Below are 16,408 nucleotides of genomic sequence, written 5' to 3' on the forward strand. Positions count from 1 at the left end.
TTCTTTTTTCGATAGAAAGACTTTGGCAGTCGCACTTGTGCGGCCAACGCTCTCTATCGGTCCTGCCTCATTGCGTTCTTTGTCAGTGCAGGCGCGAAGTTTTTGACGCGTCGTCTGCCAGCTCATTGTTGCCAAGACGTTGCTCGGCGAACGTTCTCGCTTCAAAGGCCATGCGGTCCAGCTGGCGGTCGCGTTGCTTCTCCGCGTCGACCATCGCGCTGTTGCCGTGCTGTTTGAGCAGGTAAGCGTGAATCTGCCGCACTTCCACCGAGTTGTAGATCGGCGCGATATCCATGACCGCAAGCAAGCCGTCAGTACCGTGATCACGCGTGTTCATGATGACCTGCGGACCACGCGCACCCAGCACCTGAAAGCCCATTGCCTCGAAATACGCGACTTTGCCGACCACGCAATACAGCTCTGCGTGCGGATAGCGACTGGTCATTTTCTCCAGCATCGAGCGTGCGATGCCCTGACGACGGTGGCTGTCGCGCACCGCCATGTAGGCTACGGCGCAGGCCTGCGGATCATCCTGGACAGGCAGGTACAGCAAAAAACCCAATACGGTTTCGGGGTCTTCATCGTCCAGCGCGACGATCAGCTCCACGGTCAGCTGCTGCGAACCATCCATGGCATTCAGGTACAAATGCACCTCGTAGCCCACGCCGTACTGGTAAAGGTTGTACAGCGGGTTGCTCGGCGCGATGGCTACCAGGCTGATGTCAGTCACGTAATCGACGACCATCTGCTGGATCTGGCTCCGGATGAATTCCGGCGGCGGGGTGTGTAGCAGCATGATCGTCGGCATGGGAAAAGGGGCTCCATTTAACAGGTGTGTCTGTACAGGGTGTGGCCACATGATAGCGCGTCGAAGCATTCAGGACCGATATTGTCATATTGCCAGCATCCTGCAGCGCAACACTTAGTTGCAACTTATACGATGACTTGAAAAAAAGAATATCAAATAGCCACCCACCTGAACGATGATCCTAACTATCAGTACGATAGTACCAGCACAAGCCACAGCCACCTGCCAGTAACCAAATAATAAAGTTGATAATGATTCACATCCACCTGAAAGAGGGGCGAGCGAACACGTTTAATGACTGTCGACATTCAATAAAAATCTATTTATTTCAGAGGGATGCAGAACTAGAGAAAACACGGATATATAACGTGATCTACAACGTCTGAACGGGCATCAATGCACCGGGCGAATTCAGTGCAAACATTCTTTACCGGGTCCACCTTTTGCCTGAGTATTTATCTCAATCACCCCGATACATTTTTATAATCACCGCATTTCCCTCACGCGCCTAAGATAATCCGGCCTACTAAAAATATGAGGGATTCAAAATGCCGTTATTAAACTGGTCCAGACACATGGTGTGTCTGACTGCAGCCGGTCTGATTACTATTCCGACCGCTTATGCAGCCGATACCCTGACCCGCGACAATGGCGCCGTCGTCGGAGACAATCAGAATTCTCAGACCGCAGGCGCCGAAGGGCCTGTCCTGCTGCAAGACGTGCAACTGCTGCAAAAGCTGCAGCGCTTTGATCGCGAACGCATCCCTGAGCGCGTCGTGCATGCCCGTGGCACTGGCGTCAAAGGCGAGTTCACGGCCTCCGCCGACATCAGCGACCTGAGCAAGGCGACCGTTTTCAAATCCGGCGAGAAGACCCCGGTATTTGTACGCTTCTCCTCCGTGGTTCACGGTAATCACTCGCCTGAAACACTGCGCGACCCGCACGGCTTCGCCACCAAGTTCTATACGGCTGACGGTAACTGGGACCTGGTTGGCAACAACTTCCCGACCTTTTTCATTCGTGACGCCATCAAGTTCCCGGACATGGTCCACGCGTTCAAACCGGACCCGCGTACCAACCTGGACAACGATTCGCGTCGCTTCGACTTCTTCTCCCACGTACCGGAAGCCACCCGTACGCTGACCCTGTTGTATTCGAACGAGGGCACCCCAGCGGGCTATCGCTTCATGGACGGCAACGGTGTACACGCCTACAAACTGGTCAACGCCAAGGGCGAAGTGCACTACGTCAAGTTCCACTGGAAATCCCTGCAGGGCCTCAAGAACCTTGATCCCAAGGAAGTCGCTCAGGTCCAGTCCAAGGACTACAGCCACCTGACCAACGATCTGGTCGGCGCGATCAAAAAGGGTGATTTCCCGAAATGGGACTTGTACGTTCAGGTTCTGAAGCCTGAAGAGCTGGCGAAATTCGACTTCGACCCATTGGACGCCACCAAGATCTGGCCGGATGTTCCCGAGAAGAAAATCGGGCAGATGGTCCTGAACAAGAACGTCGATAACTACTTCCAGGAAACCGAGCAGGTCGCCATGGCCCCGGCCAACCTGGTTCCAGGTATCGAACCTTCCGAGGACCGTCTGCTGCAAGGCCGTGTGTTCTCCTACGCTGACACCCAGATGTATCGCCTTGGCGCGAATGGCCTGAGCCTGCCCGTCAACCAGCCCAAGGTTGCGGTCAACAACGGCAATCAGGACGGTGCGCTGAATACCGGTCACACCACCAGCGGCGTCAACTATGAGCCGAGCCGTCTGGAACCGCGTCCAGCGGATGACAAGGCGCGCTACAGCCAGCTGCCACTCAGTGGCACTACCCAGCAGGCGAAGATCACGCGTGAGCAGAACTTCAAGCAGGCGGGTGATCTGTATCGCTCCTACAGCGCGAAAGAGAAGACTGACCTGGTGCAGAGCTTTGGCGAGTCGCTGGCCGACACCGACACTGAAAGCAAGAACATCATGCTGTCGTACCTGTACAAGGCAGATCCGGACTACGGCACTCGGGTAGCCGAAGTCGCCAAAGGCGATCTGAGCAAGGTCAAGTCCCTGGCTGCAAGCCTCAAGGACTGATGATCTGATACCCCGTCCCGGTGCTTTGTCGCCGGGACGGTTCCCGTCAGGAGAACGCCCATGAAGCATCTGATCTATGGCTTGCTGCTGTTTGCCGCAGCCGCTAACGCCACACCACCGGCATCGACACCCACCCCCACTCCACCGCCTTCAGAGCTGACCGCCGAACAGACTGCCAGCCAACTGCGCACGCTGTTTTTCGATGCTTCCCGCGAAGGCAACAACCCCATGCTGGACACGTTTATCGAGGCTCATTACGACCTCAACATCCGTGACGAACAAGGCTATACCGGTCTGATTCTGGCGGCCTATCACGGCCATGAAGATTCGGTGATACGCCTGATAGACGCCGGAGCGGACCCTTGCGCCAAGGACAATCGCGGCAATACGGCGCTGATGGGGGCGATTTTCAAAGGTGAACTGAGCATCGCCAAGCGCCTGGTGCAGGCAGATTGTGGTGCTAACCTCACCAACAATGCCGGGCAGACCGCAGCCATGTACGCCGCTTTGTTTAAACGTACTGAAGTGCTCAAGGAACTGACCGACAAGGGCGCAGACCTGAGCATTCGTGACAGCATGGGCAATGACGTGGAAGGCTTGTCCAAAGGTGAATTCCAGGCGCCGCCTGTCCGCTGACGGCTGCTGGAATCAGTCTTCGCGCTCGATCATTTCGTAGATGCGGCTGGCAAACGCTTCCATGGTGAAGGGTTTGGTGAGCACCCACATCCCCGGATCCAGATGGCCGTTGCCAATGATGGCGTTCTCTGCGTAACCGGTAATGAACAGCACTTTGAGGTCGGGTCGAATGATCCGCGCCGCATCGGCCAATTGCCGGCCATTCATGCCACCCGGCAACCCGACGTCAGTCACCAGCAGGTCGATACGCGCATCGGACTCGATCACCTTGAGCGCAGATGCGCCTTCGCCCGCCTCGATCGGAATGTAGCCCTGATCCTCCAGCACTTCGGCCACCAGCATGCGGATGGTCGGCTCATCGTCGACAATCATCACAGTGCGCTCGGTCTGTACCGCGGCCGACCCAGAGGCATCTGCAGACTCGATCTCTTCCGGCGCCCCAAGGTAATGACGCGGCAGGTACAGGCACATGTTCGTACCCTGATCAGGCTCGGAATAGATGCGCACCTGACCGCCGGACTGGCGCACGAAACCGTACACCATCGATAACCCCAGCCCCGTGCCCTGCCCCAGCGGTTTGGTGGTAAAGAAAGGGTCGAAGGCCCGATTGATGACCTCGGGCGACATGCCTGTGCCGGTGTCGCTCACACACAGCGACAGGTACTGCCCGGGGATCAGATCGCGGCTTTGCGAACCACGCTCGTCAATCCAGCGGTTGGCTGTCTCGATGGTAATCCGCCCGCCGCGCGGCATGGCGTCCCTGGCGTTGATGCACAGGTTCAACAAGGCATTTTCCAGTTGCGGTGCATCGATGAACGTTGACCACAACCCGACCGAGGTCACCACCTCCACGGTGATGTGCGGCCCGACCGTGCGCCGAATCAGTTCTTCCATGCCGATGACCAACCGGTTGACGTCGACCGGCTTGGGGTCCAGGGTCTGCCGACGCGAAAACGCCAGCAATCGATGAGTCAGTGACGCCGCACGTTTGGAAGCATCCTGCGCAGCCCCTATGTAGCGGTCCAGTTCATTGAAACGGCCCTGGCTTACCCGTGTCTTGAGCAGTTCCAGCGAGCCCGTGATGCCGGTCAACAGGTTGTTGAAATCGTGGGCGATACCACCCGTCAACTGGCCTACGGCTTCCATCTTCTGCGACTGGCGCAAGGCTTCTTCAGCCTGGCTCAGGCGCTCCTGCTCGCGCAGCCGTTCGCTGACATCGTAGGCAAACAGGTAAGCGCCAATGGCCTGCCCCTGAGCATTGCGCAGCGTGCTGTAACGTATTTCAAAATGGCTGGCCGGATCGTTCGAGTCACTGAAGCTGACGCTTTCGGCGAACTCCTCGCCCGCTAACGCACGCGTCCAGCGCCGTTCAAGATCAGCCTTGCTGTGCGGCCGGTCGTCGAGCAAGTCGAGCATACTGTCACCCACTTGCGGCCGGACGCCGAACAGGCGCTCGAACTCGCGCAGGGCAGCGCCATTGATGGCCATCCAGCGAAAATTGCAGTCGACGACATGAATGATCGCATTGGTGCCGTTGACGACATCGGCCAGCACATTGCGCTCGGCCACGGCTTCGACAATGCGCGCCTCCAGTGTTTCGTTCAGCTGCTTGAGCGCCAGTTCAGCGCGTTTGCGTTCAGTGATGTCTTGAAACAACACGGCGACCTGCTTGCGGCTGGCTGGCTCGATGCGAAACGCGGTCAAGGCCAGATAGCGCCCGGTGGCCACCAGCTCGCGCTCGAAACGGATCGGCTTGCCGGTCCGCAACACGTCACCGTAAAACTCCACCCAGCCATCAGCCTCCTCGCGAACCATCTCGCGCAGCTTCTTGCCCACCACGTTGGAAATGCCGGCGTGGTACTCGTAGGCCGGATTGGCTTCGACGTGAATGTAATCGCTCAGCGGACCGTGCGGCCCGTCAAAGAACTCAATGATGCAAAAGCCTTCATCCATGGCGTTGAACAGAAAACGATAGCGCTCCTGGGATTGGGCCAGGGCGTATTCGGCCTCCCGACCGGTGACGCTCAGGCTCTCTTTAAGCGAGGCGTTTTCCTGCTCCAGAGCCGCCAATCGGCTCTGGAGATGTTGTAAATCTGTCGGGGTCAAAGCGGCGGCACCTGAGGTATTGGTTGCGCCGCTTTCCCGTCATGCGGGGCGGCACGAGCACGCTACGAGAAAAAACCCTCGCATGCAAAAATAATGGCGTTTTGAGCTCAGATATTGTGGGTTTTCGCCAGATCAGAGCGAGATACGATTGTGTGAACAGCCTTCAGGAGTCCAGGAGCGTGCCCTGCAGGAACTGTCCCATCAAGGCGCGCGATGTCAGTTCGACGCTGAGGAAGCAGCATGCAGGTGCAGCCATTGGTCCACGACTTGCCCCATGGTCTTGGGCTCGCCATTGTTGATCCATGCCATGAATGGCCGATCAAACCTGAACGACGCCCCGCACTGCAAGGTCATGAAGCGCCTCACGTTCTGCGTGTTCCGATAGGTGTCATTCACCGGCGTATCACGCGTGATGAGGCCGGAGTGCCAATCGAAAGCCATGCCTGATTCCTTCTGCTGTCGGGTTGCAGGCACTCTTTATAGCCGGATTCTGTTGCAGTCGCGAGGCTGGAAAGGCTTGTGGCGTACAGGAAATTGCGCAACCCCGCCTCACTCTCCCGCGAACGGCACCAACGACTCCAGCAGCCACGCACCCGCAGGCCCCAGACTGCGCTGGAATGACCAGATGACGTCCACCGCCGAGCGCCGCGGCCAGCCGGAGACTTGCAGCTCTTTCAGAAGGCCGCCCGAATAGCGCGACACCAGCCAGCGCGGCAATGCCGACCAGCCAAAGCCGAACGCAGCCATGTCCATCAACAGCAGGTAATTGGGTGCCGACCAATGCCGATGGCCGCTGGTGGGAAGGTCGTCGGTGGGGATGCTGTGCTCGATCAGCGTATTGAGGCGCAAGGCGCGATAGCGGGCCAGCTGTTGGTAATCGACCCGTTCCAGCGCGGCAAGCGGATGTTTGTGCGACACGAACAGACCGAAATCGGCACTTTCATCAATGGTCGCGTGACCGATTTCCGGTGGATAGCTGGCTTGCGCCGACAGCAGCCCCAGTGACGCCCTGCCCGACTGCACCAGGCTGATGGCGTCGCCATGCTCGGCGAACACGCATTCCATCTCCAGCTCTGGAAAGCGTTGATCGAGCTCGGTCATCAGCCGTTCGAAATCGGCAAACTGGTTGGCATCCGACAACACCAGCGTCAGCCGTGGCTCGACGCCTGCCGCAAGCCGCGCGGCAGCACGACGCAGCCGGTCCGAGGCGCACAGCAGATCATCGACACGGCCAAGCATGACCCTCCCCGCTTCGGTCAGGACCGGTTGCCTGGAAGAGCGATCGAACAGCTCCAGCCCCAGATCGATTTCCAGGCGGGCGATCGCTTCACTGATGGTCGATTGACTCTTGCCCAGACGGCGTGCGGCGGCGCTGAACGAACCCAGCGCGGCAATCTGGGCGAAGGCTTCCAGGGCTTCTGGCGAATAACTCATGGCGCTCTCATATCGGTTTAACCGATGGTATTGATTTTCAGCTTAACGCAAACACCGATGATAATGCCGCCATCCATCAGCACCAAGGGCAGCGTAGTCATGAGTAACAGCCAACCGCACATCGACCGGCAACCCGGCGTCGCCAGCAAAACCCTGCGTGAGCGGGCGATGCATGCCGCGCTGTTCGAGATCGGCGGTGTGATTCTGGTTGCACCACTGCTGGCCTGGCTGATGGACCAGTCGCTGGCGATGATGGGCGCCATGACGGTGATGATCTCGACCATCGCCATGCTGTGGAACATGACCTACAACGCGCTGTTCGACCGCCTGCGCATCCGCTACGGATTTACCATGAGCCTGACGGTCCGCATCCTGCACGCAACGGGTTTCGAAGCCGGACTGATTCTGGCCGTGGTGCCGCTGGCCGCATGGTGGCTGACGATCAGCCTGATGGAAGCGTTCTGGCTGGACATCGGTCTGCTGCTGATGTTTCTGCCCTACACCCTGCTGTTCAACTGGGCCTACGACACACTGCGTGAACGCCTGGTACAGCGACGTCTGGCGAGGTGTGAGGTGTGAGGCATCAGGCACACGCATACCGCGCATCAAATGTTCTCACTGGCTAATCAAATCCTCGTCATTGCACACTGTCCCCTACTGACCCAGGCAAGGACACCTTTCGATGACAACTGAAGTACTCAAACTGGCGGCGTTCAGCGATGGAGATCGCGGTGGCAATCCGGCAGGTGTGTGGATTGGCAATGCGTTACCCGATGATGCCGTCATGCAGCAGATTGCCGCCGACATCGGTTTTTCCGAAACGGCGTTCGCTGCGCCTGTCGAAGGCGGCTGGCGGGTGCGGTATTTCTCGCCGCTGGCAGAAGTACCGTTTTGCGGGCACGCGACCATCGCTCTTGGCGCAGCGCTGGCGGCGCAGCAAGGCGATGGCGTGTTTCAGCTGACACTCAATCAGGCGCAGATTACCGTCGAAGGCCATGCGCAGGGCTCACTGACGTCGGCGGCGCTGCAATCGCCACCCACGTTCAGCAAGCCGGTCAGTGCGCCGTTGCTGGAAGAAGCCCTTGCGCTGTTCGGCTATAGCCATGCCGATCTGGATGAGCGCATGACCCCCGCGCATATCAATGGCGGTGCCGGCCATTTGCTGCTGGCGTTGAACAGCCGGGCCAGGCTCAAGGATATGCGCTATGACCAGCAGGCGGGTCACGACCTGATGGTCCGTGAAGGCTGGGCGACGATTCTGCTGGCGTGGGCCGAGACCGATCAGTTGTTCCACACGCGCAACCCGTTTGCATTCGGCGGCGTCTACGAAGACCCGGCCACGGGCGCTGCCACGGCAGGACTGGGCGGCTATCTGCGCGATATCGGCTGGCCGCATGGCGGTTTGATAGACATTATTCAGGGCGAGGACATGGGCAGCCCGTCGCGCCTGCGCGCCGAAATCCCGCAGCAACCGGGAAGCTCGATCCGGGTGTCGGGGATGGCGCGCAGGCTTTAATACCGATCAGGTCCTGAGTTTGCTGCCCCCGATCGCCACGCCCACCAGCATCACGGCAACGATCATGAACGCCAGTTCAAGGCTGCTGACATGGGCAATGAAACCGATTGCCGCAGGACCGATCAGAATCCCGGCGTAACCAACCGTGGTGATGGCCGGGATCGCCACGCTTTCGGGCATGGTCTTCTGCCGGCCGGCTGCGCTGTAGCAGACCGGCACGATGTTCGAGCAACCCGCCCCCACCAGTGCATACCCCAGCAGCGCCGCCTGCCAGAACGGGATCAATGTCGCGACGGCCAGGCCCGCCGCGGCACACAGTCCGCCGAGAATAATCACTCGATTGGAACCGACCCGTTTTACCACTGCATCGCCAAACAGCCGCCCCAGGGTCATGGTCGCGGCGAATACCGCATAGCCCAACCCGGCATAGGAAGGCTCGACATCACGCAACGAGGTCAGGAATACCGCGCTCCAGTCGAGCATCGCGCCTTCGGCCAGAAATACGGTGAAGCACAGCAGGCCGATGAACAGCACCACGCCACGCGGGATCGCAAAGGCTGGCCCGTCGGACGGACTGCCATAGGGCAATAGATTTGGCGCCGCTTTGGCCAGCGCGGTCAGGGTCAGCACCACCACAATCAGCATCGCAGCAAAAGGCGAAATACCCAGGCTGAGCAGGCCGGCGACACCCGCCGCACCGACAATGCCGCCGAGGCTGAACAGGCCGTGAAACCCCGACATCATGGTCTTGCCGCTGGCGCGTTCGACAATCACCGCCTGCACGTTGGCCGTGCAATCCACACCGCCCATGCTCGCGCCAAACAGAAACAGCGTGGCGATCAATAGCGGCAGACTGGAGATCGTCGCCAGCAGCGGCAGGCACAGGCAGATCAGCAGCGTCGAACACACCAGCAGACGCCGACAGCCGAAGCGCGCGGCCAGTGCTCCCGCCAGCGGCATCGAAATGATCGAGCCCACCCCAAGACACAGCAACAAGAGCCCGAGCGTGCCCTCATCGAGGCCCATCCGCTGTTTGACGTAAGGCACCAGCGGCGCCCACGAGGCCACGCTGAAACCGGCAATGAAAAACGCGATACGCGTCGAAGACTGCTCCGCCCGAGCCTTGGCATCCTGGGCTGCGGTGCTGAAAGAGGTCATGCATGCTCCTTTTTGGGGTTGGGTCGCCACGAGTCGCGAAACTCGGCACTTCAGAAACCAAAGCGTCAGACAAACTTATGATACGCAATCGATTCACGCCTGCTCAAAAACACCTTAAACATGAATAATCTGTGTATCCATGATTGGCAAAAAGCCAGCAAACGCCAAGGGTAACTGAAAAAATCGTTAAATATCAAAAGCATTGTAAGGTGTCTCAATGAACTTAATACGAAAGCATAATCTTCGTAACCTTCTTTTATGTTTTTTTGGTCTAGACCTGTTTATTGCCATGCGTAAAAGGCTGGGTTAGATTCATTCCCGCACTGGGTTAGTGCAACTAACCGATGAGATGTTCCCTTTGGGAGTCGTCAGCGGCCACGGAAGAACCAGATGTTCATGGAGGATTCGATATATGAATACTTGCCCGAACGAAAACCATCGCTCCCTGCGTAACGCAACGCATGAGTCTTTCGCCAGCGTACTGTTCCTCACCGGAATCAGTCAGAACAATAAAGGCTCCGGCCCTCCCCGCGTGTCGAACCCCCTCAATCGTCAATCTTCTGTCCTGCTGTGCAACGTGCTTGACCGGTTGCCACGGATATCGAACGCCCCTGACTTGATGCCCCCCGTCACAAGCCAGCCTGCAGCACATGATGGCAGTCCCCCCTGCCTGACGGGCCTCATACCTTAGGGCACTGCTGCCCTGCTCTACCGACTCAAAACGAACACTGCACTCATTCGGTTTGCCCTTCGGCTAATCCGTTACGGAATTCGTGTACGCGCTCGCCCTTGTTTTCCCATGAACTACATCTGACTTTTCAAGACGGAGATGATTATGACTGGACTCAAAGTTGGCATTGTTGGTCTCGGCGCACAGATGCAGGAAAATCTGCTGCCCACGCTTTTGCAAATGCCGGACATTCGTATTGTGGCGGTCTGCGACAGTGATCGCCGCCGAGCCGAGCAGATCAATCGTTTTGTATCGAATGTGATGATCACGGACGATTTCGACGACATGCTCGCAAACGCCGGGCTCGATGCGGTCGTCATGGCCTGCCCGCCCCAGGCTCACCGCGATGTTGCGTTCAAGGCGATGGCCAAAGGTGTCCATGTTTTCGTCGAGAAGCCGCCTTGCTTCACCCTTGACGAACTGGACCAGTTGATCGACGCAAGTCGCCGCTCGAGCGTGATCACCGGCGTCGGCATGAACTTCAAATTTGCCAAGCCCATGCGTCAGTTGCGGCAGATGACCAGTGCCGAACAATTCGGCCAGGTCGTGCATATCCAGCTCAACCACTACGCCAGCAAACCCACCTCGCCACTCTGGGGGCTCGACTCAACGTTGAGGTCGTTCCTGCTCGCACAGGCCATCCATACCATCGATCTGGGCGTCACGTTCGGCGGCGGCGAGCTGCGTGATATCGAGTCGCGAGTGCAACGTCATGGCGATTCGTTACTGGTCAGTCTGGAGCTGCAATTCACCACCGGCGCCAGCGTCAGTCTGCTCAGCGGAACAATGTTCCCCTACTTTGAATTCGACATGAAAATCGTCAGTTCGAACTCGATGATGGTCGAGCTCAATAACCTGTGGAATATCACCATGCACGAGCCGGAGCACGGCACCAGCGCTACCGGTCCGGGTAAACGCTGGAGAGGCGCCTGGCAGCCGGGGCCTCTGGATTCCGGGTATGAGCGCAGTGGCTACTTCGGCGAACTGGAGCAGTTCTTCCATGCCGTTCGTCACAACACCGCTTATGAGGCGAGCTTCGAAAGCCTGCGGCCGACCTATGAGGTCATCGAAAGCATTTGCAAGGCAGATGCCGTCGCTCGACCCGACCTGGCCCTGAGCGCCTGACCCTACGCCACCAATGCCTGTTTTCGGAGCTTGCACACATGTCCAGTCTTTCCAGTAACACCACTGCCCGACCTGCTGTTTCGGATAAATATCGCCCGGTGTATGCGGACGACCTGCTGACCATGCAACTGACGCTGGAGCGTCCGCTGTCGGGGACCAGCGATGTGGTCGGCGAATACGAAAGCAAACTCGCCGCCTGGTTCGAAGCGCAACACGCCATTGCCGTATCGTCAGGTGGTGCCGCGTTAAGTGTGGCTATCTACGCCTCCGGGGTCGGTCCGGGCGACGACGTTCTGCTGACGCCCAGCTGCCCGCTGTGCACGATCTACCCGATCATCGCTGCCGGGGCCAACCCTATCTTCGTCGACACCCGAGCCCACGGCTTCGGTGCCGATCCGGCGTCCATAAAGGCGCGCATCACCTCACGCACCAAGGCCATCATCGATATTCCAATGTGGGGCTATCCGACGGAAGTCGACGAGTTGCGCACCCTGACCCGTGAGCTGGGTATCAAGCTGATTCTGGACCTGGCCCATTCGCACGGCACAACCCTGGAAGGCCGCCCGCTTTCGCAGTTCGGCGACCTGTCCTGTTTCAGCACCCACGAGCGCAAACCACTGGCAACCGGCGAAGGCGGTTTCATTCTCACCGACGACGATGCATTGGCGCAGCGCTGCCGCGACTACAGCCGCTTTGGTAACCTCAATGGCAAGGATTTCGGCCTCAACTACAAGCTCGCTGCATTGCCGGCGGCGCTGGGCGGCAGCCGTCTGGCGTCACTGAATGAGCAGATCCAGAAACGCAGAGAGAACGCGGCGTACTTTCTTGCCCGGCTCGACCACAGCAAGGTCCGGGAGAAGAAAATCATCGACGGCGGCCTGCCTAACTATTACTTCCTGAACCTGGAGCTGCACTTCGCCGACAACCGTGCATTCATCGATTACCTCGACGACGCCGGTATCCCTTCCGACATCAAGCGCTACGGTTGCAAGGCACTCTATGAGTTCCCGGCACTGGCACAGTACCGCAACGAATGCCCGAACGCAGAAGCGCTGCTGGCAGGCATGACAACGATTCCGGTTCATCCGGGCATTACCCGGGCGGAGCTCGACTACATGGCTGATCGCATCAACCAGTACGGTGGCGCATAAATGACTGAACCACTCGATCGCTCACAACTGGATCGGCATTTCACCGCGTCCGGGTTCGTCTTGAACCCGGAGCGCAAGATGCTGCTGTTGCATCACCGCAAGCTGGGCGTCTGGCTCTATCCGGGCGGCCACATCGAACAGGGCGAAACCCCTGACGTTGCAGTACTCAGAGAGATTTTCGAAGAGACGGGCATTCATGCCGAGTTGCTCGGCGAGCGTGATGAAGAGCTCGCCGATGTCGAAACCGATGTCACCGTCCTGCATCAGCCTTACCGGGTGCTGTGCGAATACATCAATGACAAACGCGGCCCGCACTATCACCTGGACCTGATTTATGTAACAGCAACCAACCTGCAGGCCTGCCCGGACAACCGGGAAGTCGAGCATGCGCGGTTTTTCAGCCATGCAGAAACCGCAGACCTGAAGATGTTTCCCAATTTCCGGCGAATGGTCGACCGGGTTTTTGCAGACGATGCGCTGTGGGATCTGGTGGGAATGAAGGTGGCACCATGAGCCTGCGTACCATTACCCAGCTGCGCACCATTACCCAGAAAGGGCCGATGCATTCGATCGATGACCTGCATGAGCTGGAGCGGGCGCTGCATTCGGGCCTGACAGGCACTTCGCAGGTGGTCGATGAATACGAAGCGGCGCTTTCCGGGCTGTATGGCATCAAGCATGTGATCGCTGTGTCTTCGGGTGCGGCATCAGTGACCGCTGCGCTGGCCGGTGTCGACTTCCAGCCGGGCGACGAAGTCATCGTCGCCCCGACGGGGCCGATCTGTACGGTTCTGCCAATCCTCTCGCTGGGGCTTGTGCCGGTGTTCTGCGATGTCGCGCCGGACAGTTTCGGCCTGGATCCGCAAGACCTGCAGCGCTGCATAGGCCCTCGTACCTGCGCAGTCATCGAAGTACCGATGTGGGGCTATCCGATTCGCTCGAATGAAACCTGGGCGATCATGCGCCAAGCCGGTATTCCTCTGATCCAGGATCTGGCCCACGCACACATGACCCGGCTGGACGGCACCTGGCTCGCACGGCATGGGGATATCAGCTGTTTCAGTACCCATGACTGCAAATTCATCTCGACCGGCGAAGGCGGCTTCGTGATGACCGATGACGACGACCGGGCCAGACGAATCCGCGCCTATACCCGTTTCGGCAACCTGACAGGCGAATCGCTGGGCATCAACCTGAAGCTGGGCGGGCTGCAGGCGGCGCTGGGGCTGGCCCGTTCGCGTCAGCTCTATTCGCATCTCGAACGGCGCATGAGAAACCGCGATCGTCTTCTGTCCATGCTCGACAACCCGGCGTTTCGCGAGCTGCCTGTCGTCACAGGCGGCGCAGTCAACGCCTACTCGCTGCTCCTGCAATCAGTGGGGCATGACGGTCGCCAACTGGTGCACTACCAACAACGCCACGGTATCGAATCGGACATCGGCAAGTACGATAACCAGCCGCTTTACCAGTTGCCGCTGCTGACCCGGTATCAACGCGATTGCCCTAACGCTGCCAGATTGCTGCGTTCACTGACGACGGTGCCTCTGCACCAGAATCTGCTGGACGACGATCTGCATTACATCGCCAAGGTGCTCAATGACTACTCTCCCGATTGAACCGGCCCTGCGCTCGGGCCATGCGGTAGTAATAGGCGGCAGTGTCACCGGCTGCCTCACCGCTGCCGTGCTGGCGCGCCGCTTCGAGCGTGTCACTGTCGTCGAAAAAGGCGACTTTTACGACGAGACAGGCCCGCGTCAGAGCCTGCCTCAAGAACATCATGTGCACCTGCTGCTGTTGCGCGGCAAGCAGATCATGGAGCGGATCTATCCGGGTCTGCTGAGTGCGCTCGAACAAAGCGGCGCTCAGGTTGCGGACCTCGGACATGATGTGAAGTGGTATCAACGCGGCCGCTGGAAAAACCGTTATCGCAGCGGCATCGAAGCTCACTACTGCAGCCGCCGGCTCATCGACAACCAGTTGCGCCGTTGCCTGACGACCGTACCGCAGGTCAGCATTCTGTCCGGTACACGGGTCACGCGCATCGAGTTTTGCGGTGCCGACAATCTGCGTCAGGTGAGCGGCGTGGTGATCGATGACGGCTCGGGCAAGCGCAACCTGTCCTGCGACCTGCTGGTGGATGCCAGCGGCCGCGGCACGCACATGCCTTCCTGGCTGAAAGACGCAGGCTTCGGCAGCGTGCAGCACAGTGTGGTCAAGACCGAACTGGGCTACGCATCGCGCATCTACAAACGGCTTCCTGCCTTCGCTGAACAATGGCAAGTATTGCTGGTGCTGCCCACCGCTCCGGCCCAGCGCTCGATGGGGGTCATCAGCCCGATCGAGGGCGATCGCTGGATGGTCACCACCGGGGGCTGGTTCGGCCACTTCCCCGGCAAGGACCCCGACGAGTTTCTTCAGGCACTGGCCAGCCTGCCCGTCCCGGACATCCATGACGTCATCCGCGAGGCCGAGCCACTCTCGGAGATCTTTACGTTCAAGATGCCTGGCAGTCGCCGCACTCACTACGACCGTCTCAAACACTGGCCGGAGGGCCTGCTGGTGGTGGGCGATGCGTTGAGCAGCATGAATCCGCTGTACAGCCAGGGCATGACCATCGCGGCACTCGAAGCCGATTGCATCGATGAGCGCCTTGACGCACTGCTGGATGAGTCACTCCGCTGCCATCAGTTGCAGGGCCTGCTGTGCAGTGTCGTTGACGGTGCCTGGAACATGGCCACGGCCGAAGATTTTCGTTTTCCGGAAACCTCCGGGGAACGCACCTGGCGCACACGTTTCGACCATTGGTATGGCGCCGGGCTGGGTGCGCTCTCGGCCAGCAATCGTCGTGCGCTGGAAACGCAGATCAGTGTGACTAACCTGGTGATGGACCCGGCGCGGGTGTATTCGCCAGCGATTGTGTCGCGCATCGCTCTCAACGCCCTACTTTCCCGGAATACCCGACAATGATCGACGACATCCTGCATTTCTCCGGCATCGAGCATGTGGTGTTCGACTGGAACGGTACGTTGATCGACGACCTGGATCTTGCCGTCTGCGCCGTGAATCGCTGTGGCGAGCAGTTCGGCGTCGCGCCTGTCACCGCCGAACAATACCGGGCAAGGTTCGACTTTCCGATTGCCGGGTTCTACGCATCACTCGGCTTCGACCTGGACCGTGTGCCGTTCTCTACCATCGTGCAGCACTACCTCGCGCACTTCGACGCAAACGTTGCCCACTGCCCGCTGCAACCGGGCGTAATCGAGTTTCTCGACGCAGCACGCAGGGTCGGAATCGGCGTCTCGATCCTGTCGGCATCGCACTGTGACGTTCTGGTTCAGACCCTGCGCGCGAAGGGCCTGTATGAGTGTTTCGAACATGTCGTGGGGCTCAGCCATAACCAGGCCACCAGCAAGACCGCCGAGGCCGTAGTGCTGCAGAAAACCCTGGGCACACCGGCCTCACGCACCCTGTTTGTCGGCGACACACTGCATGACTTCGACGTCGCAAATGCCGTGGGCTGGTCGCCGGTGCTGGTTGCGACAGGCCATCAGAACAGCGAACGCCTGCGACTCAGTGGTGCCCCGCTGTTCGATGGCCTGGGCGATCTGCTCGAACGCTTCACGCCCTTCCCCATACCGCACGCCAAAACCGGGGGTGCCTGAG

15 protein-coding genes are annotated in these 16,408 nt (G+C 59.1%); 10 read left to right on the forward strand and 5 right to left on the reverse strand.

From position 1 onward, the window contains the following. Window positions 1-82 precede the first annotated feature (82 nt). Window positions 83-808: a GNAT family N-acetyltransferase gene (locus P406_RS20745; protein WP_046237226.1), complete on the reverse strand. Its 726-nt coding sequence runs from the start codon at window positions 806-808 to the stop codon at window positions 83-85. A gap of 575 nt (window positions 809-1,383) precedes the next feature. Between P406_RS20745 and katB the strand changes: the two genes are divergently transcribed. Together katB and P406_RS20755 are read left to right on the forward strand one after the other, a co-directional pair. Then, window positions 1,384-2,889, forward strand: a complete 1,506-nt coding sequence (gene katB / locus P406_RS20750) for a catalase KatB (protein ID WP_003344123.1) — start codon at window positions 1,384-1,386, stop codon at window positions 2,887-2,889. Between the two features lie 60 nt (window positions 2,890-2,949). Then, complete coding sequence (locus P406_RS20755) at window positions 2,950-3,525, forward strand: ankyrin repeat domain-containing protein (protein ID WP_003412261.1); 576 nt, start codon at window positions 2,950-2,952, stop codon at window positions 3,523-3,525. A gap of 12 nt (window positions 3,526-3,537) precedes the next feature. Here the strand turns inward: P406_RS20755 and P406_RS20760 are convergent, their stop codons facing one another. The 3 genes from P406_RS20760 to P406_RS20770 all read right to left on the reverse strand — a co-directional run bounded on the left by P406_RS20760 (window position 3,538) and on the right by P406_RS20770 (window position 7,065). Continuing rightward, complete coding sequence (locus P406_RS20760) at window positions 3,538-5,631, reverse strand: hybrid sensor histidine kinase/response regulator (RefSeq protein WP_046237227.1); 2,094 nt, start codon at window positions 5,629-5,631, stop codon at window positions 3,538-3,540. 216 nt (window positions 5,632-5,847) lie between these two features. Continuing rightward, entirely contained in the window at window positions 5,848-6,072 is a 225-nt protein-coding gene (locus P406_RS20765; protein WP_032703038.1) for a DUF6434 domain-containing protein, read from the reverse strand. A 108-nt stretch (window positions 6,073-6,180) separates the two neighbouring features. After that, complete coding sequence (locus P406_RS20770) at window positions 6,181-7,065, reverse strand: LysR family transcriptional regulator (RefSeq protein WP_003403808.1); 885 nt, start codon at window positions 7,063-7,065, stop codon at window positions 6,181-6,183. Between the two features lie 99 nt (window positions 7,066-7,164). On the opposite strand from P406_RS20770, the gene P406_RS20775 reads away from it, so the two are divergent. Next, window positions 7,165-7,644: a multidrug/biocide efflux PACE transporter gene (locus P406_RS20775; RefSeq protein WP_046237257.1), complete on the forward strand. Its 480-nt coding sequence runs from the start codon at window positions 7,165-7,167 to the stop codon at window positions 7,642-7,644. A 103-nt stretch (window positions 7,645-7,747) separates the two neighbouring features. Then, window positions 7,748-8,581 (forward strand): PhzF family phenazine biosynthesis protein, encoded by an 834-nt coding sequence (locus P406_RS20780; protein ID WP_046237228.1) that lies wholly within the window; start codon window positions 7,748-7,750, stop codon window positions 8,579-8,581. A 6-nt stretch (window positions 8,582-8,587) separates the two neighbouring features. Here the strand turns inward: P406_RS20780 and P406_RS20785 are convergent, their stop codons facing one another. Next, on the reverse strand, window positions 8,588-9,739 hold the full coding sequence (locus tag P406_RS20785; protein ID WP_046237229.1) for an MFS transporter: 1,152 nt from the start codon (window positions 9,737-9,739) through the stop codon (window positions 8,588-8,590). Between the two features lie 835 nt (window positions 9,740-10,574). Between P406_RS20785 and P406_RS20790 the strand changes: the two genes are divergently transcribed. The 6 genes from P406_RS20790 to P406_RS20815 are packed head-to-tail and all read left to right on the forward strand — an operon-like array spanning window position 10,575 to window position 16,407. Continuing rightward, window positions 10,575-11,594: a Gfo/Idh/MocA family protein gene (locus tag P406_RS20790; protein WP_046237230.1), complete on the forward strand. Its 1,020-nt coding sequence runs from the start codon at window positions 10,575-10,577 to the stop codon at window positions 11,592-11,594. 38 nt (window positions 11,595-11,632) lie between these two features. Next, the gene (locus P406_RS20795; RefSeq protein WP_004410948.1) at window positions 11,633-12,745 is read left to right on the forward strand and encodes a DegT/DnrJ/EryC1/StrS family aminotransferase; all 1,113 of its coding nucleotides are present in this window, start codon (window positions 11,633-11,635) and stop codon (window positions 12,743-12,745) included. Beyond that, a complete protein-coding gene (locus P406_RS20800) occupies window positions 12,746-13,258 on the forward strand; it encodes an NUDIX hydrolase (protein WP_046237231.1) in 513 nt (170 codons plus the stop codon). Continuing rightward, a complete protein-coding gene (locus tag P406_RS20805) occupies window positions 13,255-14,361 on the forward strand; it encodes a DegT/DnrJ/EryC1/StrS family aminotransferase (protein WP_046237232.1) in 1,107 nt (368 codons plus the stop codon). Before P406_RS20800 ends, P406_RS20805 begins: the two co-directional genes overlap by 4 nt. Then, window positions 14,342-15,712 carry an FAD-dependent oxidoreductase gene (locus P406_RS20810; protein WP_046237233.1) on the forward strand — a complete coding sequence of 457 codons (1,371 nt, stop codon included), beginning with the start codon at window positions 14,342-14,344 and terminating at the stop codon, window positions 15,710-15,712. The genes P406_RS20805 and P406_RS20810 overlap by 20 nt, the downstream gene beginning before the upstream one ends. Continuing rightward, entirely contained in the window at window positions 15,709-16,407 is a 699-nt protein-coding gene (locus tag P406_RS20815; protein WP_046237234.1) for an HAD family hydrolase, read from the forward strand. The genes P406_RS20810 and P406_RS20815 overlap by 4 nt, the downstream gene beginning before the upstream one ends. Window position 16,408 lies beyond the last annotated feature (1 nt).

The sequence above is a fragment of the Pseudomonas syringae pv. coryli str. NCPPB 4273 genome (assembly GCF_000972175.1).
Taxonomy (GTDB): domain Bacteria; phylum Pseudomonadota; class Gammaproteobacteria; order Pseudomonadales; family Pseudomonadaceae; genus Aquipseudomonas; species Aquipseudomonas syringae.

Coding starts and splice junctions, on each gene's coding strand:
- P406_RS20765 (WP_032703038.1), bottom strand. CDS start 6,072: ATGGCTTTCGATTGGCACTCCGGCCTCATCACGCGTGATACGCCGGTG.
- P406_RS20815 (WP_046237234.1), top strand. CDS start 15,709: ATGATCGACGACATCCTGCATTTCTCCGGCATCGAGCATGTGGTGTTC.
- P406_RS20785 (WP_046237229.1), bottom strand. CDS start 9,739: ATGACCTCTTTCAGCACCGCAGCCCAGGATGCCAAGGCTCGGGCGGAG.
- P406_RS20775 (WP_046237257.1), top strand. CDS start 7,165: ATGAGTAACAGCCAACCGCACATCGACCGGCAACCCGGCGTCGCCAGC.
- P406_RS20780 (WP_046237228.1), top strand. CDS start 7,748: ATGACAACTGAAGTACTCAAACTGGCGGCGTTCAGCGATGGAGATCGC.
- P406_RS20745 (WP_046237226.1), bottom strand. CDS start 808: ATGCCGACGATCATGCTGCTACACACCCCGCCGCCGGAATTCATCCGG.
- P406_RS20770 (WP_003403808.1), bottom strand. CDS start 7,065: ATGAGTTATTCGCCAGAAGCCCTGGAAGCCTTCGCCCAGATTGCCGCG.
- P406_RS20795 (WP_004410948.1), top strand. CDS start 11,633: ATGTCCAGTCTTTCCAGTAACACCACTGCCCGACCTGCTGTTTCGGAT.
- P406_RS20800 (WP_046237231.1), top strand. CDS start 12,746: ATGACTGAACCACTCGATCGCTCACAACTGGATCGGCATTTCACCGCG.
- P406_RS20790 (WP_046237230.1), top strand. CDS start 10,575: ATGACTGGACTCAAAGTTGGCATTGTTGGTCTCGGCGCACAGATGCAG.
- P406_RS20810 (WP_046237233.1), top strand. CDS start 14,342: ATGACTACTCTCCCGATTGAACCGGCCCTGCGCTCGGGCCATGCGGTA.
- katB (WP_003344123.1), top strand. CDS start 1,384: ATGGTGTGTCTGACTGCAGCCGGTCTGATTACTATTCCGACCGCTTAT.
- P406_RS20755 (WP_003412261.1), top strand. CDS start 2,950: ATGAAGCATCTGATCTATGGCTTGCTGCTGTTTGCCGCAGCCGCTAAC.
- P406_RS20805 (WP_046237232.1), top strand. CDS start 13,255: ATGAGCCTGCGTACCATTACCCAGCTGCGCACCATTACCCAGAAAGGG.